Origin of the sequence: Tsuneonella sp. CC-YZS046 (genome assembly GCF_035581365.1) — a bacterium.
Taxonomy (GTDB): Bacteria; Pseudomonadota; Alphaproteobacteria; order Sphingomonadales; family Sphingomonadaceae; genus JAWKXU01.
The window spans coordinates 149,226-171,293 of sequence record NZ_CP141590.1 but is presented as its reverse complement, the minus strand read 5'-3'; the positions used below and the strand labels follow the sequence as shown (position 1 = coordinate 171,293).

General features: G+C 62.7%; 23 protein-coding genes. 4 read left to right on the top strand and 19 right to left on the bottom strand.

Annotated elements, in window-relative coordinates:
- Positions 1–122: 122 nt before the first annotated feature.
- The 6 genes from U8326_RS00875 to U8326_RS00850 are packed head-to-tail and all read right to left on the bottom strand — an operon-like array spanning position 123 to position 6,445.
- Entirely contained in the window at positions 123–914 is a 792-nt protein-coding gene (locus U8326_RS00875) for an ester cyclase (protein WP_324741786.1), read from the bottom strand.
- Positions 911–2,422 carry an AMP-binding protein gene (locus U8326_RS00870; protein WP_324741784.1) on the bottom strand — a complete coding sequence of 504 codons (1,512 nt, stop codon included), beginning with the start codon at positions 2,420–2,422 and terminating at the stop codon, positions 911–913. Before U8326_RS00870 ends, U8326_RS00875 begins: the two co-directional genes overlap by 4 nt.
- Positions 2,422–3,600, bottom strand: coding sequence for an acyl-CoA dehydrogenase family protein (locus U8326_RS00865; RefSeq protein WP_324741783.1), 1,179 nt, complete (start codon positions 3,598–3,600; stop codon positions 2,422–2,424). The genes U8326_RS00870 and U8326_RS00865 overlap by 1 nt, the downstream gene beginning before the upstream one ends.
- An 18-nt stretch (positions 3,601–3,618) precedes the next feature.
- Complete coding sequence (locus U8326_RS00860; protein WP_324741782.1) at positions 3,619–4,461, bottom strand: 3-hydroxyacyl-CoA dehydrogenase family protein; 843 nt, start codon at positions 4,459–4,461, stop codon at positions 3,619–3,621.
- A complete protein-coding gene (locus U8326_RS00855; protein WP_324741781.1) occupies positions 4,458–5,228 on the bottom strand; it encodes a crotonase/enoyl-CoA hydratase family protein in 771 nt (256 codons plus the stop codon). The genes U8326_RS00860 and U8326_RS00855 overlap by 4 nt, the downstream gene beginning before the upstream one ends.
- Entirely contained in the window at positions 5,225–6,445 is a 1,221-nt protein-coding gene (locus U8326_RS00850) for an LLM class flavin-dependent oxidoreductase (protein WP_324741779.1), read from the bottom strand. Before U8326_RS00850 ends, U8326_RS00855 begins: the two co-directional genes overlap by 4 nt.
- A gap of 266 nt (positions 6,446–6,711) precedes the next feature.
- On the opposite strand from U8326_RS00850, the gene U8326_RS00845 reads away from it, so the two are divergent.
- A complete protein-coding gene (locus U8326_RS00845; RefSeq protein WP_324741778.1) occupies positions 6,712–7,362 on the top strand; it encodes a TetR/AcrR family transcriptional regulator in 651 nt (216 codons plus the stop codon).
- 48 nt (positions 7,363–7,410) lie between these two features.
- Here U8326_RS00845 and U8326_RS00840 read toward each other — a convergent pair whose 3' ends face one another.
- The 6 genes from U8326_RS00840 to U8326_RS00815 form a co-directional block, all read right to left on the bottom strand.
- A complete protein-coding gene (locus tag U8326_RS00840; protein WP_324741777.1) occupies positions 7,411–9,387 on the bottom strand; it encodes a flavin-containing monooxygenase in 1,977 nt (658 codons plus the stop codon).
- A 75-nt stretch (positions 9,388–9,462) separates the two neighbouring features.
- Positions 9,463–10,236: a cyclase family protein gene (locus tag U8326_RS00835; RefSeq protein WP_324741776.1), complete on the bottom strand. Its 774-nt coding sequence runs from the start codon at positions 10,234–10,236 to the stop codon at positions 9,463–9,465.
- A complete protein-coding gene (locus U8326_RS00830) occupies positions 10,233–11,162 on the bottom strand; it encodes a 3-keto-5-aminohexanoate cleavage protein (RefSeq protein ID WP_324741775.1) in 930 nt (309 codons plus the stop codon). Before U8326_RS00830 ends, U8326_RS00835 begins: the two co-directional genes overlap by 4 nt.
- Before the next feature lie 21 nt (positions 11,163–11,183).
- On the bottom strand, positions 11,184–11,600 hold the full coding sequence (locus U8326_RS00825) for a nuclear transport factor 2 family protein (protein ID WP_324741774.1): 417 nt from the start codon (positions 11,598–11,600) through the stop codon (positions 11,184–11,186).
- 60 nt (positions 11,601–11,660) lie between these two features.
- Positions 11,661–12,461 (bottom strand): SDR family NAD(P)-dependent oxidoreductase, encoded by an 801-nt coding sequence (locus tag U8326_RS00820; protein WP_324741773.1) that lies wholly within the window; start codon positions 12,459–12,461, stop codon positions 11,661–11,663.
- Complete coding sequence (locus U8326_RS00815) at positions 12,458–13,366, bottom strand: alpha/beta hydrolase (RefSeq protein ID WP_324741772.1); 909 nt, start codon at positions 13,364–13,366, stop codon at positions 12,458–12,460. Before U8326_RS00815 ends, U8326_RS00820 begins: the two co-directional genes overlap by 4 nt.
- 562 nt (positions 13,367–13,928) lie before the next feature.
- Between U8326_RS00815 and U8326_RS00810 the strand changes: the two genes are divergently transcribed.
- A complete protein-coding gene (locus U8326_RS00810) occupies positions 13,929–15,014 on the top strand; it encodes an LLM class flavin-dependent oxidoreductase (protein WP_324741771.1) in 1,086 nt (361 codons plus the stop codon).
- A 17-nt stretch (positions 15,015–15,031) separates the two neighbouring features.
- Positions 15,032–16,039: an NADP-dependent oxidoreductase gene (locus U8326_RS00805; RefSeq protein WP_324741770.1), complete on the top strand. Its 1,008-nt coding sequence runs from the start codon at positions 15,032–15,034 to the stop codon at positions 16,037–16,039.
- A 53-nt stretch (positions 16,040–16,092) separates the two neighbouring features.
- On the opposite strand, the gene U8326_RS00800 is transcribed toward U8326_RS00805, so the two are convergent.
- The 4 genes from U8326_RS00800 to U8326_RS00785 form a co-directional block, all read right to left on the bottom strand.
- On the bottom strand, positions 16,093–16,350 hold the full coding sequence (locus tag U8326_RS00800; RefSeq protein ID WP_324741768.1) for a cytochrome C oxidase subunit IV family protein: 258 nt from the start codon (positions 16,348–16,350) through the stop codon (positions 16,093–16,095).
- A complete protein-coding gene (locus tag U8326_RS00795; RefSeq protein ID WP_324741767.1) occupies positions 16,350–16,946 on the bottom strand; it encodes a cytochrome c oxidase subunit 3 in 597 nt (198 codons plus the stop codon). The genes U8326_RS00800 and U8326_RS00795 overlap by 1 nt, the downstream gene beginning before the upstream one ends.
- A 74-nt stretch (positions 16,947–17,020) precedes the next feature.
- Positions 17,021–17,755, bottom strand: coding sequence for a hypothetical protein (locus U8326_RS00790; protein ID WP_324741766.1), 735 nt, complete (start codon positions 17,753–17,755; stop codon positions 17,021–17,023).
- Positions 17,756–17,792: 37 nt separating this feature from the next.
- The gene (locus U8326_RS00785) at positions 17,793–18,935 is read right to left on the bottom strand and encodes an LLM class flavin-dependent oxidoreductase (RefSeq protein WP_324741765.1); all 1,143 of its coding nucleotides are present in this window, start codon (positions 18,933–18,935) and stop codon (positions 17,793–17,795) included.
- Positions 18,936–19,101: 166 nt separating this feature from the next.
- On the opposite strand from U8326_RS00785, the gene U8326_RS00780 reads away from it, so the two are divergent.
- Positions 19,102–19,749, top strand: a complete 648-nt coding sequence (locus tag U8326_RS00780; protein WP_324741764.1) for a helix-turn-helix domain-containing protein — start codon at positions 19,102–19,104, stop codon at positions 19,747–19,749.
- On the opposite strand, the gene U8326_RS00775 is transcribed toward U8326_RS00780, so the two are convergent.
- Genes U8326_RS00775 through U8326_RS00765 form a run of 3 tightly spaced genes read right to left on the bottom strand, consistent with a single transcriptional unit; the run spans position 19,750 to position 21,964 of the window.
- Positions 19,750–20,157: a nuclear transport factor 2 family protein gene (locus U8326_RS00775; protein WP_324741763.1), complete on the bottom strand. Its 408-nt coding sequence runs from the start codon at positions 20,155–20,157 to the stop codon at positions 19,750–19,752.
- Positions 20,154–21,269 carry a 3,4-dihydroxy-2-butanone-4-phosphate synthase gene (gene ribB / locus U8326_RS00770; RefSeq protein WP_324741762.1) on the bottom strand — a complete coding sequence of 372 codons (1,116 nt, stop codon included), beginning with the start codon at positions 21,267–21,269 and terminating at the stop codon, positions 20,154–20,156. Before ribB ends, U8326_RS00775 begins: the two co-directional genes overlap by 4 nt.
- Entirely contained in the window at positions 21,266–21,964 is a 699-nt protein-coding gene (locus tag U8326_RS00765; protein ID WP_324741761.1) for a DUF2889 domain-containing protein, read from the bottom strand. Before U8326_RS00765 ends, ribB begins: the two co-directional genes overlap by 4 nt.
- Between the last annotated feature and the right edge of the window lie 104 nt (positions 21,965–22,068).

Here is a 22,068-nt window from a genome sequence, read left to right as displayed (position 1 = left end):
CGACGCGCAATGCCGTTATGATCCTCACCACTGTAGCTGAGAGACACAATGTGGATCATCGGCCGGCACTATCCAGTAAAACGCATACCTGTCGGCCCAGAACCGCGGCGATATTCTCTCGGTCAGGACGATATTCGTCGGCTCAGTCCCAGCCGGTCGGCGCAAATCTGCGCACCGATCACCGCTCCATCGAGCGTATCCACTATCCCTGCAATCGGCACGGCGATCCGCCGGCCGCGATGCTCCTGACCCACTTCAGGAAACCCGCCGAGATATTCCCCGCCAAGTTCGCCATGGAATGCCCCCCGGCCGCCGGCTGTCATCAACACCAAAAGCTCGAAGCCATCGGACCGGATCAATTCGCTCAATTTCGGGCCGCCTTCGCTGATCTCGTCCACTCCCTCGATCAGCACGGATGGATCGGCCAGCCAGGCCCGGATGCTCCTTTCCGTATCGGCATCGGGCTGGCGGACCGGCTGATCCCATGGGGCGGGATGCGGCGCCCGGATGGTGTTCACATGGCCAGATCGGAGCTGCAGCTTGCGCGCATAATAATCCTCTTCGGCCCAGCCATGGCGCAATGTCCCATCCTCGACCCGGAAGAGCGTGATCCCGCCCCAGCTCGACACCCGGCCTTCGCGCGCCGACATGCCATGCTCGGTAAAACGCATCGCGACCGCATCGGGCGCAAGCACCACGTCATGCACAGTCACGCACAGGCCCGGGAAAAGATCGAGCTGCGCCACGGTCGCCGGCAGATAGGCCTCCTCGCGGCCGGACAGTAGATACCCGCCGATCAGAAGGCGATAATCGGGATGCATGATCCGGCGGGCGACTTCAGGATCATGCGAGGTCAGGAAATCCACTGCGAAGGCGCGCAGCAGTTCCGCGCTCGGTGAAATAGCGGCTGTCATTTCCTCAACTCCCGCTTCAGGATCTTGCCGGATGCATTGCGCGGCAAATCCTCCGCGAACACCACGGATGTCGGGCATTTGTAATGCGCGAGCCGCTCCCTGGCGAACGCGATGATCTCGCTTTCGCTGGCCCGCTCGCCCGGCCGCAGCACCACATAGGCGCAAGGCGTCTCCCCCCATTTCGGGTGCGGGACGCCGACCACCGCCACTTCCTGGATGGCCGGATGATGCTGCAGCACATTGTCGATCTCGGCAGGATAGATATTCTCCCCGCCCGACACGATCATGTTCTTGTAGCGATCCCTCAGATAGACATATCCGTCCGCGTCCTGCATGGCTGCATCGCCCGAGCATAGCCAGCCATCGGCGGTGATCGCTTCTTCCGTTTCCTGGAGCTTGCGCCAATAACCTCTGGTGATGGCGGGCGAGCGCATCCGGATTTCACCGATCTCGCCCGGAGCGACCTCCTTGCCCGTCGCCGGGTCCACGAGCTTCAATTCCACCCATGGCATGGCGCGCCCGCAGGATCGCAACCGTTCGGGATGCGGCCCGGCGGGATAGTGATCTTCCGGATCGAGCGTGACGGTCGTGCCCGCCGTCTCCGTCATCCCGTAAGTATGATGGAACGCACTGCCGAACGCCTCGATGGAACGCGCCAGCAGCGCTTCCCCCATCGGCGCCGCTCCATAGAACATATGAGCCACTTTCGGCGCCGGATCGCCTGTCTCCACCAGATGATCGACCAGCCGCTGGATCACGGTCGGCACAAGGAACGCATGGGTAACGCCATGAACGCGCATCAGTTCGAGCAGGGCGGCGGGCTCGGTCGCTCGCGTCAGCACTGTCCGCCCGCCCTGGCTGAGCGCCAGCATCCCCCAGCCGATGCCCCCGATATGGAATAATGGCATAGCGGCCAGGTTGGTGCTGTCGGCGGTGAATTCCCAAAGCTCTCCCGCCATCCGGCCGAGATAGGACAGGTTGCGATGGCTCAGCATGACGCCCTTGGGCAGCGCGGTCGTGCCGGAGGTATAAAGGATCAGCACCGGATCGTCCGGTTCCACGGAAACCGGCGTTGCCTGCTCGCAGCGATCCCGCCATGCGGCAAAATCGCCAGTGGAAAGGACCGGCATCTCCAAACCGTCAGGCACGAGGCGGGCCAGCGCCTCATCCACGACGAGCAGCGCGGGTTCGGCGTCGGTCAGGATTTCGCCGACTTCGCGCGCCGATAAGCGGCTGTTTATCGGCACCATGATCGCCCCGGCCCTGGCGCAGCCGAACAGCAGTTCGAAGAATACCGGGCCGGACAGAGCCAGAATCGCGACCCGGTCGCTGGGCCGGATATTCTGCCCAGCCAGCGCACCTGCGACCTTGCCGGACCGGGCAGCCAGTTCACCGAAGGCGATCGCTTCCCCGTCGAACAGCAGGCAGGCGGCATCCGCTCGCGCTCGCGCATGATCGGCCAGCATGCTCACCAGATCGAGCGGAGCGCTGGGCACCGGCCGCTCCATCAATAACTCTTGGGCAGGCCGAGGCTATGTTGCGCGATATGGTTCAGCACCATCTCGCGGCTGACCGGCGCTGTCTTGTGCATCCGCGCGACGAACCACAGGTCGGCAAGGCCATATTCGTTCGACATGCCATTGCCGCCATGGACCTGAATCGCCTGATCCAGCGCCTTGAGGGAGGAATTGGCGGCGGCAAACTTGGCCATGTTCGAGGCTTCGGCCGCATCTTCGCCGCTGTCGTAGAGTTGGGCAGCCCGCGCCGCCATCAGCCGGGCCTGCTGCACGCCGATGAATGCCTCGGCCAAGGGGTGGGCGATACCTTGATGCGCCCCGATCGGCGCTTTCCAGACCGTGCGGTCGCAGGCGTATTGCGCGGCCTGCGCCAGCGCGAAACGCGAAATGCCGTTGTTGATGGCCGCGACCGCGACCCGTTCCGGGTTTAGCCCGATGAACAATTGCTTGAGGCCGTTGCCCGGCTCGCCCACCAGCGCCTCTGGCGGCAGCTTGATGTCGTCGTAGTAGGTGAAGAACTGATCCTCCGCGACGGCGACGGCGCAGTCGATCTTGCTCCAGCTCAAGCCCTTCGCATCGGTGGGAACCACGAACAGCGAGAGCGCGGACCGCTCCGGCGTCGATCGGTCGGCATCGCGCGCGACCACCAGCACCGCGTCGGATTCATCGATGGCGGACGTCCAGTATTTCGTTCCGCTCAACACCCAGCCATCCGGCGTTTGCCGCACGGAGGTGTTGACGTTGTGAGTGTTAGACCCGGCATTCGGCTCGGTAATCCCGAAGGCCATGCGGCGCTCGCCGCTGGCAAGGCCGGGCAACCAGTCCCGCTTCATCTCCTCCGAGCCATAGGCCACGATCATCGGCGAGCAGATCGAGTTGATGACCATGGCCAGCAGCGGGCAGCCATGCGCCGACACTTCCTCGATGATGACATAATAATCGGCCATGCCGCCACCGCCGCCGCCGAACTCTTCCGGCATATGGACGCCCAGGAACCCCGCCTCGCCCAGCGCCTTCCACAGCTCATCGGCCCGTGCACCGCGTTTCACGATGTCCTGGAAATACCCGCGGCCGAACCCGCCCATGAGCTTGGCCACGCTCTCGCGCAGCGCGGGGTGATGATCCTGCGTATCGATCAGCGGCGTATAGAACATGTTCTGCGATGACATCGAGCGGCTAACCCTGCTTCATTGAGGCCAATGGAAGAAACCCTGGCCCGACTTCACGCCCAGCTTTCCTTCCGCGACCATTTGCTCGAGTATTTTTGGCGGCGCGAAGCGGGAGCCATGCGCCGCTTCCAGCGCGCGGGCCACGTCCAGGCGCACGTCCAGCCCGACAATGTCGCTGAGGCGCAAAGGACCCACCGGGTGACGATAGGCAAGCGTGGCGGCCCGATCGATCTCCTCTGCGCTGGTCACGCCGCTTTCCAGCATCCGCATCGCTTCGAGCGAGGCGATCAGGTCCAGCCGGCTGGTTGCGAAGCCCGGCACGTCGTGCACGACGAGCGATTCCTTGCCCATCCATGCAGCCAGAGCGCGGGCCGTTTCCAACGCATCCTCCGATGTCGCATCCCCCCGCACGATCTCGACCAGTTTGAGCGACCACACGGGGTTGAAAAAATGCATTCCCAGAAAACGCGAAGGATCGGGCACGGCCTCGGCAAGGCTGTCGATGGAAAGCGCGCTGGTATTGGAAGCGAGCAAGTCCGGGTTCCGGGCCGCCGCGCTTGCCAGCACCGAACGCTTGAGTTCGAGATCCTCGAACACGGATTCGATAATCACGTCGAAACCTTCGGCAAGGTCGGAAATCTCGCGGACACGTTCGATCCCGCGATCCAGCGCATCCGCCTCCGCAGACGAGAACTTGCCGCGTTTGACCGCGCCCGCGGCGGTATCACGAATTATCCCGCGCATGCGCTCCGCACGCTCGTCATCCGGTTCCACCACGGTAACGGCGCCACCCGCCTGCGCGCAGACATAGGCGATGCCGACCCCCATCGTGCCGCCCCCGATCACGCCAACCCGCTTCATTTGCCGCTCCAGATCGGAGCGCGCTTTTCGGCAAAGGCCCGAGCCCCCTCCCGCGCATCGTCCGAATTGATCGCGGATTCCGAAAGCGGGCGCTGCAGATCGAACATCCGCTCATCCGGCCAAAGCCGCGATTCCCGCATGATCCGCTTGGTCATCAGGACCGACAGCGGCGCATTGGCGGAGATTTCCCCGGCCAGTTGCAAAGCGGCCTCGAGCGCCTGCCCCGGAGAAACCAGCCGATTTATCAGGCCCCACTGGCGCGCTTCCGATGCCGGGATAGGCGCCGCGGTCAATGCATATTCCAGCGCTATTCCGGGCGGAATCCGCCTTCCCAGCCGCAGCAGGCCACCCGATCCCGCAACCAGCCCGCGTGCCGCTTCAGGCAAGCCGAATGTCGCATCTTCCGCCGCGACGATCATGTCGCAAGCCAGCGCGAGTTCGAATCCGCCGGCCAGCGCATAGCCTTCCACCGCCGCGATCAGGGGCTTGGCGGGCGGCGCTTCGCAGACTCCGGCAAAACCGCGCCCTTCAAGCTCAGGCCGTTCTCCGTCAATGAAGGCCTTCAGGTCCATGCCGGAGCAGAAATTGCCGCCACGGCCCGTAATGATGCCGGCCCGCAGGCCTTCATCGCTATCCAGCAGGTCGAGCGCATCGGCCATGGCCAGCGACACCGCACGGTTGACGGCATTGCGGCGATCCGGGCGGTTGATCGCCATCACCAGGACGGAACCCCGCCGTTCAAGCTCGACTGTCTTATCTTCGCTCATGAGCCTGCCCCAACCCTGTGCTTGGCCGAAAAAGCGTCGACTGCAGCCTGTTGTTCTGCGGCGAGATGTTCACGGACGGCGCGGGCATCGAGTTCGCTTTGGCGGAGGCGGCGGTTGGTCTTCTTGAAATGCGGGATCACGTAATCCCCGAAGATCTCGTAATGCCGCTTCTTGGCCCCCCACCGCGCCCAGTTGTGGTCGAACAGAAGATAGCAGCCGAACCCGCCGTTCGACAGTTCCTGCAGCTTCTCGATCTGCTCGATCGCCTCGTCATAGGTCCCGATCACCGCCGCGCCCGTCGACAGGGCCCAGTCGATATATTCCGACACCGTGCTGCCCGTCGGCGTCATCTGCGGGGTCGGCGTGGTGTGCTGCAGATAATCGCAGAACTCGCGCAGGCCGAACTCCACATCCTTCAGGGCCTGCTCCTTGGTGTCCGCCAGATGCATCAGCCCAACCAGCCGCCAGTTCTTCCGGTCCACCGTCTTGCCGCATTCCTTCGCCCGCGCCTCGGCCACGTCCCAATGCATCGCCAGCACATCCACACCCGCCTTCATCGTCGCCCCGATCGACAGCAGGCCCGCGCCATGCGTCCCCGCCAGCCGGGGACCAGAGGGCGAGACGATCGCCGCCGCCGCCACCTCGGGATGCGGGTCCTGGTAGAAGTCCAGCTGCAGCTTGGCGTTGACCAGCCTGTAGCGCGGCGTCTCGATGCTGATCGGCTCCTCGCTGGTCATCAGATGCATCAGCACCGCCGCATCCTGTTCCAGCGCATCGCGCTGCTCGGACGGATGGATGCCGATCATCCCCGCATCGGTCGCCAGCGCGCCCGGCCCCAGTCCCAGCATGACCCGACCGCGCGTCAGGTGATCGAGCATGGCCAGCCGGTCCGCCACCCACAGCGGGTTGTGATAGGGCAGCGAGACTACCCCCGTACCCAACCGGATATGGCGCGTCTGCGCCGCCACATGGGCGATGAACAGCATCGGATCGCCGATCGGCTCCGCACCACCCGAATGATGCTCACCGAACCACGCCTCGTCAAAGCCGATCGCGTCCGCCAGCTGCACGATCTCCACATCCCGCTGCAACGCATAGGTCGGGTTGTAGTTCACCGGCAAATGATGCGGCGGAATAAACGTTCCAAAACGCAAGCGATCGCTCATCCAGCACTCCTCTCCCGACACGCCGCCTTCGGGCGGCGATCCAGCGCTCATGCAGGCGCCGTTCCTTTTTCGAGCCTTCAGACTTGCGACCCGACATGCCATCCGGGCTACAACACATGTGTTGCAGCGTCAACCGCACAGTGGATCAAGCCAGTGCGTATTCCATGAAGTTCGCTGGCTTTTCCCGAGTATCCCGACTTGCCGAGGATATAAAAAGTTCTATCATTTATCCCTCCAGTGGCAACACGGACGTTGACAGGATCGGGTCGGCGCTTACCGGGCAAGATCGAGCAAGGGGAAGGACGATAGCAGAGGACATGGCCAAGCTCAGCGTGATCGAGCAGCGGCGCGCCGCCGTTGAGGCCGATCCTGTCGCCTATGAGGCAAGGCGCAAGGAAATTGCCGACGCGGCCGTGCGCGTGTTCGACCGCCTCGGCTTCCAGAAGGCGACGATATCGGCGGTGGCGCAGGAAATGAAGGTCGACCGCTCCACCCTCTATTACTATATTTCCTCGAAAGAGGAGCTTTTCGACGAAGTCGTGCGAACCGTCGTCGAGCGCAATCTGCAGCTGGTCCGCCGCATCGCCGAGAGCAAGGTGCAGCCACGGCGCAAGCTGCGAGACATGATTACCTCGGTAATGAGTTCCTACGGCGAGCATTACCCACTGTTTTACATATATATTCGGGAAAACCTGTCGCATGTCAGCGATGAAAGGTCCGAATGGTCGCAGCAGATGCGTGAAATGAACCGAGAGACTACAGAAGCGATGATCGCGGTGATCGAGGAAGGTTTTGCCGACGGCAGCTTCCGCAAAGTCGGTTCGGCGCGCGTGGTCGCCTATGGGATATTCGGCATCATCGGCTGGACCCATCGCTGGTTCCGGCCCGCCAGCAGCGAGGTCAGCGCCGAGGAGATCGGCAAGACCTACGCCGAAATGATCCTGTCCGGTCTCGAATCCCCCTATTGATCCGGCATCAGCAGGGCCGTTGAGGCACGGCAGTCGGGCGCATTGCCTCTATGTGGCGGCAGAACTTTCGACCGCCCTGCGCCCGGAGGCAGGGAAATCGGAGACAGCAAGGCAGTGGAAGTCCGCCAGATCGGCCCGTTCGGTCATCTGCCACACTTCCAATATGCGGAAGGGGTTGTTGACCACGATCCGGCCTCTGGAGTTGCGATAGTAACCGCTGACGTTGGGCAGCGTCCAGATCATCCGGGAATGGGCCTGATCGACCCGCTCGTTATAGTCTTCGTAGGTATCCCGCCGGACATCCACCACGGCGAGCGCGTTCTCGAACATCTGGTTGAGCAGCGACATTATGTAATGCATCTGCCGCTCGAGCACCGAGATCAGGCTGCCGCCATGCCCGAATTGGGTGTTGGGGCCATAGAGGCAGAAGAAGTTCGGAAAGCCCGGCACCACGGTGCCGAGATAGGCGCGGGCATTGTCCCCTTCCCATTCGGCGTGAAGCTCGCGCCCGCCGACGCCCTTCACCCGCATCGGGGCCAGCAGGTTGACGACATCGAACCCGGTCGCCCAGATGATCGCATCGGCTTCGTGCTCTCCCCCATCGCTGGTGAACACCCGGTCCTCGCCGACCTCGGTCACGCCGCCGATGACAAGGTGGACATTCGGCCGGGACAATGTCCGGAACCAGCCATTGTCGAGCAGCATCCGCTTCCCGAACGGCGGATAGTCCGGCAGGACCTTGGGCATCAGATCCTTCGCTTCGCCCAGTTCCGCTTCCATATAGGCGGTAAGCCCACGGCGGTGCGTATCGTTGATGGCGTTGATCGAATCCGAACGCCTCGTCCACTCGGGGTCCTTCTGCAACGCATCATAGAGCTTGTCGTTGAATGCCCAGCTGAGCCGGAGGCGATACCACCGGCGATACAGCGGCATCCGCTCCAGCAATTGCTGGAGCGGCTCGGGAATATCGCAACCGAATTTCGGGAAGGGGGCGACCCATTGCGGGGTGCGCTGCACGATCGTCAGCGCAGCGACCTCACCGGCAATCGCGGGCGCCACCTGCATCGCGCTGGCTCCATTGCCGACCAGCACCACCCGCCGCCCTTTCAGGTCCAGCCCCTCGTCAGGATAACGGGCCGTGTGCATGCTCGGCCCCTTGAAGCGCTCCATTCCCGGCAAATCGGGCAGACGGGGCTTGTTGAAGGCCCCAACCCCGCTGATCAGGATATTGGCGGCGAAAACCTCCCGTCCACCTGCGGCGTTGAGCGTGACCGCGCGCCATTTGCCTTCGCTCTCGAGATAAGTCGCTTCCTCGACCTCCAGCCCGAAGCGAATATTCCGGACGATGCCGTTGCGCTCCGCGAAATCCTTGAGATAGCTGTGGATTTCCCGGCTGCCCGCAAAATAGCGCGACCAGCGATAGGGCGCGAACGAGAAGGAGTAGAGATGGCTCGGCACGTCACAGGCGGCGCCGGGATAGCGGTTCTCGAACCACACTCCGCCCACGCTCTCGCCGCGCTCCAGAATGGTGTAGGGTATTCCCGCCTGGGCGAACGCCATTGCCGCGCATAATCCTGAAATACCCGCACCGACGATAAGCGCGGAAAAGCCCGGAGGTACGGCGGCCTTGCCCGCTTCCGAGCCGGAACCCGGTTCCGGCAGCTGCAATTCATGCCGGATCATCGCTGCATATTCGGCCGGGATCGTGTCCCCCAGCGAGACTCCCATCAGCTCGCACAGCAGTTCATCCGCAGGATCGGTCAATGCGGGCGGGCGGCCAGCGAACCAATCTTCTATCGCGGCCCTGGCGGCACGGCGGATTTCTTCCTGAACATCGCCCGGCAACCCGCCGTCGTCATTGTCGTCCAGGCCGCGCGTGCGCTCGGGCACGAAGCGCCCTTCGATCCACCGCCGGTCGCCGGTCAGCTGGACCAGCAGGCATGCGAGCGTGGGGATGTTGGCGACTGCCAAGGCCGCTTCCAGCCATTCGGCTGGCGGCGCACCGGGCGAAGCAGGATGGTTCATCGTTTCCCCACATCGATCATATGGCCCCGCCTCTTCGGCGAGGGTGACAAGGCCCGTTTCAAGCGGACGGACCGTTCAGTTCAGAATGGCGACGGCGCGGGTCCATCCGGCGGAGGCTGCCCGGATCTTCACCGGAAAGCAGGCGATGGTGAAGCCGGAGGGCGGAAGCGCTTCCAGATTGTGCAGCTTTTCGAGATGGCAATAGCCGATCTCGCGGCCCGCCTTGTGCCCTTCCCATATCAACGAAGCGTCGCGCGTTTCCGCATAACGCTCCCCGGTATAGGTGAAGGGAACGTCCCAGCTCCAGGCGTCGGTGCCGGTCACGCGCACGCCGCGCTCCAGCAGCCACATGGTCGCCTCGCGCCCCATGCCGCAACCGGACGAGACGTAATTCTCCTGCCCGTATCTCGCGCCCGCCGCGGTATTCACGACGACGATGTCGAAGGGCTGCAATTCATGCTCGATCCGCTCGATCTCCGCGGCCACATCTTCCGCAGTCACGATATATCCGTCCTCGAAGTGGCGGAAATCGAGCTTCACCCCGGGCCGGAAACACCAGTCGAGCGGAACCTCGTCGATGGTGATCGCGCGCTGGCCCTGATCCATGGTCGAGGCGAAGTGATAGGGCGCGTCGAGATGGGTGCCGTTATGGGTGTTGAGCTTGATGAACTCGATCGCCCAGGCTTCCGAATCCGGCATGTCCTCCGCCGCCAGGCCGGGAAAGAAGGCTTGCAGCCCTTCCACGGATTGCTTGTGGTTCACATATTCGATCTGCGGCCGGTATCCCACGGGATCGGAGGCGACTTCGTTTTCGACAGGTATCGAAAGGTCGATGATCTGCATGGTCAAAACTCCACTCTGTCGCCGCCCTTGAGGCCCAGCATCTGCCGGGCTTCGGCGGGCGAGGCCGGTTCCCGCCCCATTTCCCGCAGGATGCGGACGATCTTCTCGACCTGCTGCGCGTTGGAGGTGGCGAACTTGCCGCGCTCGATGAACAGGCTGTCCTCCAGCCCGACGCGGACATGTCCGCCCATCAGCGCCGCCTGGGTCAGGAACGGCATCTGGTGCCGCCCCGCCGCCAGCACGGACCACTGGAAGCTCTCCCGCCCGAACAGGCGGTCGGCGGTCGCCTTCATGAACATCAGGTTTTCCAGGTCCGGCCCGATGCCGCCCAGGATTCCGAAGATCATCTGGATGAAGAAGGGCGGCTCGACCAGCCCCCGATCGACGAAATGGGCCAGATTGTAGAGATGGCCCACATCGTAGCATTCATGCTCGAAGCGGGTGCCCGCATCCTTCATCGTCTCCAGGATGTAGGCGATGTCGCGGAAGGTGTTGCGGAAGATGTAGTCGTCCGAATTGACGACATAGTCCTTCTCCCATTCATGCTTCCAGCTCTTGATCCGCTTCGCCACGTCGAAGAAGGCGAAATTGATCGAACCCATGTTGAGCGAGCACATCTCTGGGTGGAATTTCGTCGCCGCCAGCAGCCGCTCGGCCACCGGCATGGTGGCCGAACCGCCGGTCGTCAGGTTGATAACCGCATCGGTGCGCTGCTTCAGGACGGGCAGGAACTGCGCGTAGACGTCCGGGTCGCCGGTCGGCATCCCGTTCTCGGGAATGCGCGCATGCAAATGCAGGATCGCGGCCCCGGCATTCACTGCGGCGATCCCCTGCTCGGCGATCTCGGCAGGCGTAACCGGCAGCGCATCCGACATGGTCGGCGTATGCGCCCCGCCAGTCACCGCACAGGTTATGATGACCTTGTCAGCCATCCGCCAGTTCCGCTCGTTCCATCAGGCCGGAACCACTTCCGACAGGGTCTGCCCGAAGCAATTGGCGCTCAACTGGTTGGGGTCCATGAACTCGATCAACTCCGCGACCTTGCCGTCCGCGATGCGGAAGACGAAGGCATAGTTGCGCTGCCGATACTGGCCGAACTTGGCCGGCCCTTCCCCATGGCCCAGCGCAACGCCCCGGTCGCCTTCCGCGATGATCTCCGTGCAAGTCACCACCGGGGGCGCGATGAACCGCTTTTCGAGCAGCGGCACCAGCTCCGAGGTGATCTGGTCAGGCCCAACATAAGTGCCCGACACCGGCGTGTCGCCGATGATCGTGTAGGCGCCATCGGATGCGAACATCCGGAACGCACCCGGAAAATCGCCGCTGTTCATCTTGTCCATATAGGTCTGGATCACATCACGGGTCGACATAGGCTTTCTCCCAATTTCTCGTCCTGCCCCTGCACCGCAGGTTCGGAAAACTTCAGTGGCTTATCGGTTGGCTTGCTCGATCTCCTGCCGCGACGGCGATGTCAGCATGGTATCGCCCGCGGTCATGCCGCCGTCGACCGGCAGCACCTGGCCGGTGACGTATCCGGCCTCGTCCGACAGCAGGAAGGCGATCACCTTCGCCACATCCCGGGGAGCGCCAAAGCGCCCCAGCGGAGTGCGGGCGAGCACGGCGCTGGCATAGCGCTCGACCTTCAGCACCCGCTCGGTCATCCCGGTTTCGATATAGCCCGGGCTGACCGCGTTGACCCTGACGTTGCGCCCTGCAAGCTCCACTGCCAGCGCCCGGGTCAGCATCGCCAGCCCGCCCTTGGCCGAGATATAGGGCGAGAGATTGGCGCCCGCGAAGTGGGCCATCACCGAGGTCACATTGACGATGGCGCCAGGCGCGCCGCCCAACTGGCGGACAAAGCGCTGCGACATTATCATGGCGCCGACAAGATTGGTATCGACCACCCGCTTCCAGTCATCGAGCGGGAAATCCTCGAACGGGCAGCCGATGGTGATGCCCGCGCAATTGACCAGCCCGGTCGCCACCAGCCCGTCATCGGCGAGCGACCGATAAAGCCCTTCGCACGAATCCGCGTCGGCAATGTCGAGCAGGGCTGCTCTCGCCCACCCCCCACTGCGTTCGATCTCTTGCGCGACGGCTTCGGCGGCGTCCCCGTGATAATCGCCCACGACCACACGGCTGCCCCGTTCGGCCAGGAGACGGGCGGTCCCCGCGCCGATTCCGGAACCGCCCCCGGTTACGATGACTGTCGAGTTGGCGGACACGCTCACGATCCCCGAGTATGCCGGTCCACGAACCGGGCGATCAGCGCCAGCCCTTCCCGCGCCTCCGGCAGCCGATCGGCATACAGCGTCCAGATATGGGCCATGCCTTCGCCCTCGAAGTAGGTCGCATCCACGCCCGCCCGCTGGGCCGCCTGGGCCGCGAGCTTGCCGTCGTCGCGCATCATCTCGATTTCGCCCGCGAGAATGAGGAGCGGCGGCAAACCGCTCCAATCGCCATAGAGCGGGGAAAGCTCGGGATCTCTCGGATCGCGGTCGCCGCAGTAAAGTGTGCCCAGAGCGCCGAGGAAATCGGTCGTGACCAGGGGATCATGCGGAATATTGGACTGATAGGATTCCCCGGTACGCGCGAAATCCGTCAAGGGCGAAATCGCTATGCCGGCCGCCGGAAGCGCGACGCCCTGATCGCGCAGTTTCTGAAGCGCGGCGAGAACCAGCCCGCCTCCGCCGGAATCCCCGCAAAGCACTATTTTTTCCGGAGAATATCCCTCCGACAGCAGCCATTTATAGACCGCGATGCCATCATCCACACCGGCAGGAGATGGATGATCGGGCGCAAGGCGATATCCGGCGAGCAGGACACGGCATCCCGTCGCGCCGGACAGATAGCCACCGAAGGAACGATAGCCCTTCGCCGAACCCACCACATATCCGCCCGAATGGAAATGCACGATCACGCGGTCCGGATCGGCGGACGGAGCATCGGCCCAGATGGAGCGGACTCCGTTGCAGGTCACCTCCGTGAACTTCGTGTTGCCGGGAATCGCCAATTGGCCCAGCCACTCCTCGAATATCCGCCGCAGATCCTCTATCGTGTAGTTCGGGTCCGCCAGCCAGGCGTCGCGCAATTCGCTGTTGAGGCGCAGGACGGCTTCGGATTCAGGGCTTGGCATTTACGCGTCTCTCTCCGCCTCGGGCCGCTCATGCCGGCGGCATCTGTTCTTCCATGCTACTGCGCAATTCCCCCTCCGCCCAACGGCCGGATGAGTCGAAAAACATAGCTAAGGGGCGCGAAATCCCTTGGCAAGAACTTTGAAACACACCTGTTGTAATTTTAAAACAGGCGCCCGGCCTTGCCGTATCCCGACTGCGGGCGGAAAATCTCAACGGCGGATGCAGCGCGCCCCACCGGCAGCATATGGCAGCCGGCAGAAACCCTGGCCCTGCCAATTGAGGCCAGCCGGACATCGGCCGCAATATTATTGTTTATATTTCAATATTATAATTTCAAAAATTCGATGCAAAATTCTCCTGCGCACATATTCGGCGCGGATCGGCCCACAGCCCGGGCGGGGAGACGCCGCCAGCCGGGCCATTTCGGTCCGCGCGCGAACGACAGACTTGCCAATCGCGACGCGGGATCCATTTCACAACAACTGTGTTGCAATGAAATTTCCAAGCGCTTATGCCTGTTCGCAGAAATAGAGGAACGAATCCGAAAACGGGAGTGATGCCATGGAAATCGGCCACCTGAATGTCATGCAGAACTGGCACAAGGATCTCAGCGATCAGCAAATGTTCGAAGGCGAGATTGATCTTGCCATCGCCGCCGATCGCCTCGGTTTCGATTCACTCTGGTGCGTCGAACATCATTTCGAGGACTATGGCCTCTGCCCCGACAATATCCAGTATCTCTCCTATCTCGCCACCCGAACCAGGAATGCGAAGCTGGTTCCGGGCGCGGTGATCCTGCCCTGGAACGATCCGCTGCGCGTCGCGGAAAAGATGGCCGTCCTCGAATATTTCGCGCCGGGCCGGGTCGCGCTGGGGATCGGGCGGGGTCTTGCCCGCCGCGAGTATCGCGGCTTCCGCGTCCCCATGGAAGAGGCGCGGGGCCGCTTCGAGGAAGGCGCCCGCCTGGTGCTGGACGCGCTCGACAAGGGCTACATGGAAAGCGATACGGAACTGTTCCAGCAGCCGCGCGTGGACATCCGCCCGCGGCCGCTGCGCGGCTATCGCGATGCGCTCTATTGCGTGGCCATGTCCAACGATTCAGCGGAAGCCGCGGCGGAGCTGGGCGGCTCGATGATGACCTTCATCCAGTTCGCCTTCGAACGCCACATGCCGATGATCGAACTCTATCGGGAACGTTTCCGCAAGGTTCATGGGCGCGAGGCGCCGCCGCCGGTGCTGACCGACGTGACGGTGATCCACGAGGACGAGGAAGAAGCCCGGCGCCTGGCTTACGAGCATATCGGCAATCACTTCATCGCGGTGACGGATCACTACGAATTCGCCGGCGATCACTTCAAGAATATCCGCGGCTATGAAAGCTATCAGGCCGGGGCAGACCTGATAAAATCGGCGGGACTGGAGGAATCTCAGAAGACTTATATCGAGGCGCAGAATTACGGCACCCCGAAGCAGGTCATCGAGAAATATCGCGAGCGGATGGAACTGGTCGGCGATTTCAACGCGATGCTGATCGTGTCGTCCGGCGGCATTCCGTTCCCCGTGGCGCAGAACAGCCTGAAGCTGTTCGCTGAACAGGTCATGCCGGAATTGCGCAGGATGAGCGCGCGCAGCCGCGTCGCCGCCTGACCCGGCAAAACCCGTCCATGGGTATCCCGACGCGTCAGGTGCAGCTTGCCCGGCAGCCGGAGGGGCAAATCCGGGCAAGCGACTTTCGGGTGGTCGAGAGCGCGCTGCCCAAGCCCGGCCCGGAGGATATTCTGGTCCGCAACGAATGGATGTCGGTCGATCCCTATATGCGGCTCGGCCTGGGCGACCGGAAAGGCTTCCTCGCCCCGCTGCAACCGGGCGAAGTGATGCAAGGCGCCGCCATCGGGATCGTGGAGCATTCCCTCGATCCCGCGATCCCGGAAGGTTCGCGGGTTCTCGGCAACATGGGCTGGCGCACGCGCTTCATCGCGCGGCCGGATCAGCTCACTCCCGTCAGTTCCGATGTCCCGCCGCACTGGCATCTCGGCATTCTGGGCCTCACAGGAGTGACGGCCTATCTGGGAGTGGAGGACGTGCTCGCCCCGCAACCCGGTGAAACCCTATTCATATCGGGGGCATCGGGCGCGGTCGGCTCGATCGCGGTCCAGCTCGCCAAGCTGCGAGGAGCGCGCGTGCTCGGAACCTGCAGCTCTCCCGAGAAAGCATCCTGGCTCCTGCAGGAAGCGGGCATAGACGCCGTATCCGACTACAGGCAGGAAACGACCGAAGCGTTCCTCGCCCGCGAGGCGACTGAGGGCGTGGACTGCTATTTCGACAATGTCGGCGGACCGATCCTCGAATGCCTGCTGGGGAAAATGAAACCCTACGGGCGCATTGCCCTGTGCGGGGCGATATCCCAGTATGAGGCTGGAGATTACCGGCGAGGGCCGGCCGATTTCTTCTCCGTGATCGAAAAGTCCCTGTCGCTGCGCGGCTTCAACGCCTTCCTCCTCACCCCACAGGAGAATGCGGACATCGTCGAATGGCTCAAGGCCCGGGCAGTGGATGGGCGGATCAGGCCCTTCGAAACGATCGTCGACGGCCTGGACAGGGCAGCCGAGGCCTTCGCAAGGCTTTTCAATGGCGGCTATCTCGGCAAGGTCATCGTGCAAATTCACGAATGAACCTGCCATCCCAGGCTTTCCCAGCCCTGGGATCAGGATCTGGGGTCCTGACCCTAGAGCAGGTGGCCGATCACCAGCATCATCGTGACCACCGCCAGCCAGATCGAATACATGATCAGCCAATAGCGCTCGGTCAGCCCCAGTTCCATGTAGTGCCGCATCACCAGTTCGGCCTTGGCGGCGGCGATGAGGAATATGCCGGCCACGGCCACCGCCCGCAGGCCAAGCTGTTCGGCAAGGACAATCGACAGCCCGGTCAGCGCCATCAGGATCAGCCAGATGCGGGCCGGAAGAGACAGCTTGCGCAGCATCAGAGCACTTCCGTCAGATAGAGCATTGGAAAAATGAACAGCCACAAGATGTCGACGAAGTGCCAGAACAGGCCCACATTCTCGATCTTGCTCGTATAGCTGGCGGTTCCCGCTTCAGCCGCCGCGCTTGCCCGGCAATGGCCGATGAACACCATTCCCCCGCACACATGGAGGAAGTGAAGCCCGGTGATCAGGAAATAGAAGGTGAAGAAGCCGTTGGTGGCGGGAGTGATCCCGTCAGCAAACTTGCCACCATATTCGATGAACTTGTTCGCTATGAAAAAGGCGCCCAGCAGCAAGGCGCAGGTCAGCCAGTTCCGGACGGCGGCAGGCGCATTGCGGCGCGCGGCATGAACCGCTTCGGCCATGCACCAGCTGCTCGTAAGCAGCGCCAGCGTGCTCAACAGCGCGACCCACGGCGTGAGCCGGTGTTGCGCTTCCACGAACACATCGTGCAGCCGGTGCCTTTCCGTCAGATAGACCAGGAAGAACATCAGGAAGACGATCATGTCGATGAAGACGAAGGTCCAGATGCCGTTCGTCCCCGGGCCGACATGCGGCCCGTCGGGATTTTCCCGCCTGTCGTTTTCAGCCACGTCCGGGCAATCCTGTTGGGCAAGGCTGCATTCCCCGGGGCGAATGCAGCCTTGCTCGGTAGCGGTTCAGCCGGTCAGGCCATGGCGAAGCCAGCCGCGATCCTTTGCTGATCGGGCGAGCGATACACATGCTTCAGCAGGTAGAAATTATACACCGCGAAATAGGCGAACAGCCAGGTGCCGAAGATGATCCAGTAGTTCCACAGGCCATCGACCGTGAACGGACCTTCGGTCACGAACGGCATGAACACCAGGGCGATGAAAGCCGCGCCGATGGCGATGGCGGTCCAGCCCGCCCAGGCCGGCACGATAGCCTGCCGCTTGTTCAGCACGGTCCAGAGCCCGACCCCGAACATCTGCATGGTGGTAATCATGTAGGTGCAATCGAAGATGATCCAGGTGAAGGTATGGGTCATCTTGATGACGTCCGCGTCGACTTGCTGCGCCAGCACCGCGCAGCTTGCCCAGATCGCCGAACAGAAGGCCAGCAGCCAGCCGGTCAGGATGCCGCCGGAAAGCTCCAGCAGGCTGAGCACGCCCATCGAGCCGCTTTCGTCCCGCATGGTCGCTGCGAGCAGGCAGGACCATATCGTGTAGAAAATGCCGAAGGTCGCCGCCCCGATCATGCCGATCGCGACGGTGGGCTGGCTGTAATATTCCGCGACCAGCTGCTCGCCCGTCATCGCCATCATGTTCGGCGGCGGAATATTCCTGCCAAGCACACCCCAGCACAGGAAATAGCCCACGACGAAGATCGGCCCGGTCCAGGCCACCCCGCGCTCTATGGCTCTCTTGGTAGATTCATCCATTTCCCACTCCCATCTATCTCCAAGGTCTATCTTGGTATTATGCGTCCGCTCCTTCCGGCGTCCGCTGCTGGTCCGGCAGCTTGATCCGGGGCGCGACTTCCTTCGCCGCCAGTTCCAGCGAGTGGAACCAGGGCGCGGGATCATCGTAATAATCGTGCGATTCGATCTGCAGCGTTCCCCAGCCGCCGCACTTCTCGAACAGCGCATTGAGCTTCTCGACGACGGTATCGGGGGAGCCGACAACGAATACATTGTCGACCAGGAACTCCAGATCGGCCTTGAGCGGGTCGATCCCGGCATCCTTGGCGAAGCCGTCCATCATCCCGAAGCGGCGCCAGATCGGGATCAGGTAGCGATCGAAGCAATAGCCGATCGGCCCTTCCATCACTTCCTTCTTCGCTTCGGCGTCGGTGTCCGCGACGAAGACGGTCTGCGAAACCGCGTGGCGCGCCCGATTGGGCGTGTAACCGGCCTTGATGTTGGCTTCGGAATAGACTTCCCAGTGCTTCTTCAACGCATCCAGGCCCGAATAGATCGAGACGGGCTTGAAGTTGCGCTCGCCAGCCAGCTTCATCGACGGCGAATTATAGCTGAAGCCCGTCACCGCGAATTCCGGGAAGGCGCCGTTCCACGGCGAATAATTGGCAAGCTTATGCTGCTCGTCCTCTTCCGTCTCGGCCGGCTCCTCTTCAGGGAAGCCCGCGTTCCAGAACTCGCCCTCGTAGAAGAATGGCTCGCGCTTCCAGATCTTCTCCATGATGTCGAGCGATTCACGGACCATCCGGTTGAGGTTTTCCGTCTTCTGAGCGTCGCCGCGAATGCCGTGCATATACGAGGCCAGCGGATAGGCCCCGGCCCCTATGCCCATGAAATAGCGGCCTTCAAGGATCTGCGAGAGCCAGCCCACCATCATCGCCAGCTTGGTCGGGTGCTGATGCGGCAGGATGTGGGCCATCGGCGCAAAGTGGATATTCTCGGTCTGCAGCGCGGCGGCCGCCATGATCAGCTCGGGGTTCGGGATATTTTCCCAGATTTGCGAGGCATGTTCGGAAATCATCATGCTGGTGAAGCCCGCCTTGTCGGCGGCTACCGAGCTTTGGACGCCCCATTCGAAGGTCTGCCGGGCAGTGCGGCCCGGGCGCATATAGGGATGGAAGATGAGGCCCGTTTCCATAGCCATCGCGAATCTCTCCTGATTTGATTTTTAAGCCATTTGGCTTAGACTATCCCAGGGGCAGCCCAAGTCAAGGCAAATCTACGCGCGCGTTGACGACCGCCTAACGGCTTCAAATCCTGCCGGTTTGCGGCCAAAGGAAGCGGAATCGCATGACAAAGGTTCGACGGAAATGACGGCAATCGCCGAAATACTCAGCAGGGAACTCGACAGCCGGACCAGGATGATTCTGGCCGCCGAAGTGCTGTTCGCGCGCGAGGGGATCGACGGCGTTTCCCTGCGCAGGATCGCCGCCAGCTCCGGCCAGAAAAACCATCATGCCGTCCAGTATCATTTCGGTTCTCGGGACGGGCTGGTCCAGGCCATCTTCGATTATCGGATGCAACAGATGGATGCCCGCCGCCTGGAAATGATCGCCCTGGCGGAACAGGAGCAGCGGCTGGAGCATCCGCGCACGATTGCCGAAGTGATCTTCCTGCCCCAGCTTGCGCTGATCGATAAGTTCGGCGACCACAGCTATGCCAATTTCCTGTGCCAGTATCTCCTACGCAATTCGGACGCGGAATATGGCCGCTTCGGCGGAAATCTACCGGACGGCCTCAGGAGAACGCTCAATCTCCTGCGGCAGAAGCTGAGTTTCCTGAGCGACAGCGCGGCGCAGAGGCGGCTCATCACCGCCTGCTTCATGTTTCTCAATCTGCTTGCCGTCTATTCCCGCGATCTGGAATCCGGCCGGGCGACCGAGGATTTCGAAAACGCGCTGGAAGACACCATGCGGCAGATCGTGGCGGCCCTTTTCCTGCCGCCGACCGGAGGCTGATCAATCCGGATCGAAGAATATCTGCTTCATGTGCAATGTGTCGCAATATTCCTTTACCGCGCAAATCCTGCCGTCGCGCAGCGTGACCAGCAGGTGATAGGTGTTTGCGTAAACCCGGCCATTATGGAGTTCCGCCTGGCTTTGAGCCTCGACCGCGACCTTGTCCCCTTCGGCGACCATGCCGGTCGGCCATATCTTCAAGGCGCCGGTCTTGTAGGCCGCCTTGGCCCCTTCCACCAGCGCGGCGAACTCGTCGCGGCGATAGGTCCCTGAGAGCCCAGCGATATTGCCGCCCACCCACCAGGTCGCATCCTCGGTCATCAGGGCGACCATGGCCGGCACGTCGCCCCGACTGAACGCCTCCAGCAGAGCCGCCGCGGCCGCCTTGTTCCGCTCGATCCCGTTCATGCGGCTTCTCCTGTTTCCTCGATGATCGGCGTCCGCCCCGTCACTTCAAGGCCGAAGCCCTCCAGCGCGGCCATCTTGCCCGAACTGGAAGTCAGCAGGTTCATGCGCGTGACGCCCAGATCGCGCAGGATCTGCGCCCCGATGCCATAGTCGCGAGAGCCGTAGCGGTTGCTGTAGTCCTGCCGCCCGCCCTGCACCCGGCGCGAGATCGATTCCGGATCGGGATCGCGCACGAAGACCGCCACCGAGGGACCATCGTGGCTGGCCAGCCGTTCGAGCATCCGCGACACGTAATCGCGATGGGCATGCTTGTATCCCAGCATATCGGCCGTCAGATCCACCTGATGAACGCGGACCAGCGTTTCGCCCTCCGGCCGGATATGGCCGCGCACGAGGGCAACATGCTCGGCCCGATCGATAAGATCGCGATACACCTGGATGAAGAAGCCATCCCCGAAATGCGTCTCGAACGGGGCCCTGACGACCAGCTGGACGAGCTTTTCGGATTTGCGCCGGTAGGCAATGAGATCGGCGATGGTCCCGATCTTCAAGCCGTGCCGCTCGGCAAAGGGAAGCAGATCGGGCAGGCGCGCCATGGTGCCGTCCGGATTCATGATTTCGCAGATCACGCCCGCGGGCATCAGGCCGGCGAGGCGGGAGACGTCCACCGCGGCTTCCGTGTGTCCGGCCCGGATCAGCACCCCGCCATCGCGCGCCACGAGCGGGAACACATGCCCGGGGGTGACGATGTCGTCCGGCCCGTTGGCAGGATTGATCGCGACGGAAATCGTCCTGGCCCGGTCGAAAGCGGAAATGCCGGTGGTGACGCCCTGCGCCGCCTCGATCGACACGGTGAAGGCGGTGCCATGCCCGGAACGATTGTCTCGCGACATCTGTTCAAGCTCAAGCTGCGCCGCGCGCTGGGCGGTTATCGCAAGGCAGATCAGCCCTCTTGCATGGGTGGCCATATGGGCAATCCGCTCCGGCGTCGCGAATTGCGCCGGTATCACGATATCCCCTTCATTCTCCCGGTCGTCCGCATCGACCAGGATGAAGGGCCTGCCGTTGCGGGCATCGTCGATGATGTCCTCGATCGTGGCGATACGGGTCATGCTTGCCCCCGGATTCTCTCGCTGGCACGGTCGCGCGGCGGCAAGCCCCGCGTGTGGTCGCGCACATAGCCGACAATATCCAGCGCGGTCCGATAGGCGGGATCGCTATAGCTGTAGCACGCACCCTTGCGTGAAGGCTCATCCGCCGAGGCGAAAGGCACCGGCCCATCGACCACATAGGCGCGGCCATGCGAAACGAACGCCGCCATCTGCGCCATGTGCCACAAGTCGCGCTCGAAGCCGGAGAAATTCTCGTCGGCCCAGCGCGTGAATCCGCCGAACAGCGATTGCCCGGCATGCTGCGCGGGCAATTCCAGGCATTCATGGAGGATCGAGAGGCGCAGCGCCATTTCGCCATTCACGGACAGATCGAGCGATTGCCGCCCGTCCGGATCGGGATCGGTCAGGGCGATTTCGATCCATTGATCCTCCACGCCGCGCTGGAGCGCGGAAATGCCCCAGGTCGTCAAGTCGATCAGGTGGGTGCAGTGCGGCCCGCGATTGAACTTGCCGGCAATGGCATAACGGCCATCGGCGATAGTGCAGCCGACAAACGCCTGCAGCAGGGCAATCGCGCCCTGGCAGGTCGTCTTGGGGAAGCGCCGCATCTCGGCATCGACGGCGATTACCCGGCGCCCGTCATGGCCGATCTCGACCACCATTTCATGGAAGTCATCGAACAAAGAAACCGTCATTCCGCCTGGGGAAGCGGTGAAGCAGATGCGGCGGCGATAGGCGCCTGTCCCATACTTCGGATTCGCCGGATAACGCGTCAATCTCTCACTTGTGGCGCGCCGTT

Coding starts and splice junctions, on each gene's coding strand:
- U8326_RS00845 (WP_324741778.1), top strand. CDS start 6,712: ATGGCCAAGCTCAGCGTGATCGAGCAGCGGCGCGCCGCCGTTGAGGCC.
- U8326_RS00775 (WP_324741763.1), bottom strand. CDS start 20,157: ATGAACGGGATCGAGCGGAACAAGGCGGCCGCGGCGGCTCTGCTGGAG.
- U8326_RS00850 (WP_324741779.1), bottom strand. CDS start 6,445: ATGAGCGCTGGATCGCCGCCCGAAGGCGGCGTGTCGGGAGAGGAGTGC.
- U8326_RS00810 (WP_324741771.1), top strand. CDS start 13,929: ATGGAAATCGGCCACCTGAATGTCATGCAGAACTGGCACAAGGATCTC.
- U8326_RS00790 (WP_324741766.1), bottom strand. CDS start 17,755: ATGGATGAATCTACCAAGAGAGCCATAGAGCGCGGGGTGGCCTGGACC.
- U8326_RS00840 (WP_324741777.1), bottom strand. CDS start 9,387: ATGAACCATCCTGCTTCGCCCGGTGCGCCGCCAGCCGAATGGCTGGAA.
- U8326_RS00805 (WP_324741770.1), top strand. CDS start 15,032: ATGGGTATCCCGACGCGTCAGGTGCAGCTTGCCCGGCAGCCGGAGGGG.
- U8326_RS00875 (WP_324741786.1), bottom strand. CDS start 914: ATGACAGCCGCTATTTCACCGAGCGCGGAACTGCTGCGCGCCTTCGCA.
- U8326_RS00865 (WP_324741783.1), bottom strand. CDS start 3,600: ATGTCATCGCAGAACATGTTCTATACGCCGCTGATCGATACGCAGGAT.
- U8326_RS00785 (WP_324741765.1), bottom strand. CDS start 18,935: ATGGCTATGGAAACGGGCCTCATCTTCCATCCCTATATGCGCCCGGGC.
- U8326_RS00815 (WP_324741772.1), bottom strand. CDS start 13,366: ATGCCAAGCCCTGAATCCGAAGCCGTCCTGCGCCTCAACAGCGAATTG.
- U8326_RS00860 (WP_324741782.1), bottom strand. CDS start 4,461: ATGAAGCGGGTTGGCGTGATCGGGGGCGGCACGATGGGGGTCGGCATC.
- U8326_RS00765 (WP_324741761.1), bottom strand. CDS start 21,964: ATGACGGTTTCTTTGTTCGATGACTTCCATGAAATGGTGGTCGAGATC.
- U8326_RS00825 (WP_324741774.1), bottom strand. CDS start 11,600: ATGTCGACCCGTGATGTGATCCAGACCTATATGGACAAGATGAACAGC.
- U8326_RS00780 (WP_324741764.1), top strand. CDS start 19,102: ATGACGGCAATCGCCGAAATACTCAGCAGGGAACTCGACAGCCGGACC.
- ribB (WP_324741762.1), bottom strand. CDS start 21,269: ATGACCCGTATCGCCACGATCGAGGACATCATCGACGATGCCCGCAAC.
- U8326_RS00830 (WP_324741775.1), bottom strand. CDS start 11,162: ATGGCTGACAAGGTCATCATAACCTGTGCGGTGACTGGCGGGGCGCAT.
- U8326_RS00870 (WP_324741784.1), bottom strand. CDS start 2,422: ATGGAGCGGCCGGTGCCCAGCGCTCCGCTCGATCTGGTGAGCATGCTG.
- U8326_RS00800 (WP_324741768.1), bottom strand. CDS start 16,350: ATGCTGCGCAAGCTGTCTCTTCCGGCCCGCATCTGGCTGATCCTGATG.
- U8326_RS00855 (WP_324741781.1), bottom strand. CDS start 5,228: ATGAGCGAAGATAAGACAGTCGAGCTTGAACGGCGGGGTTCCGTCCTG.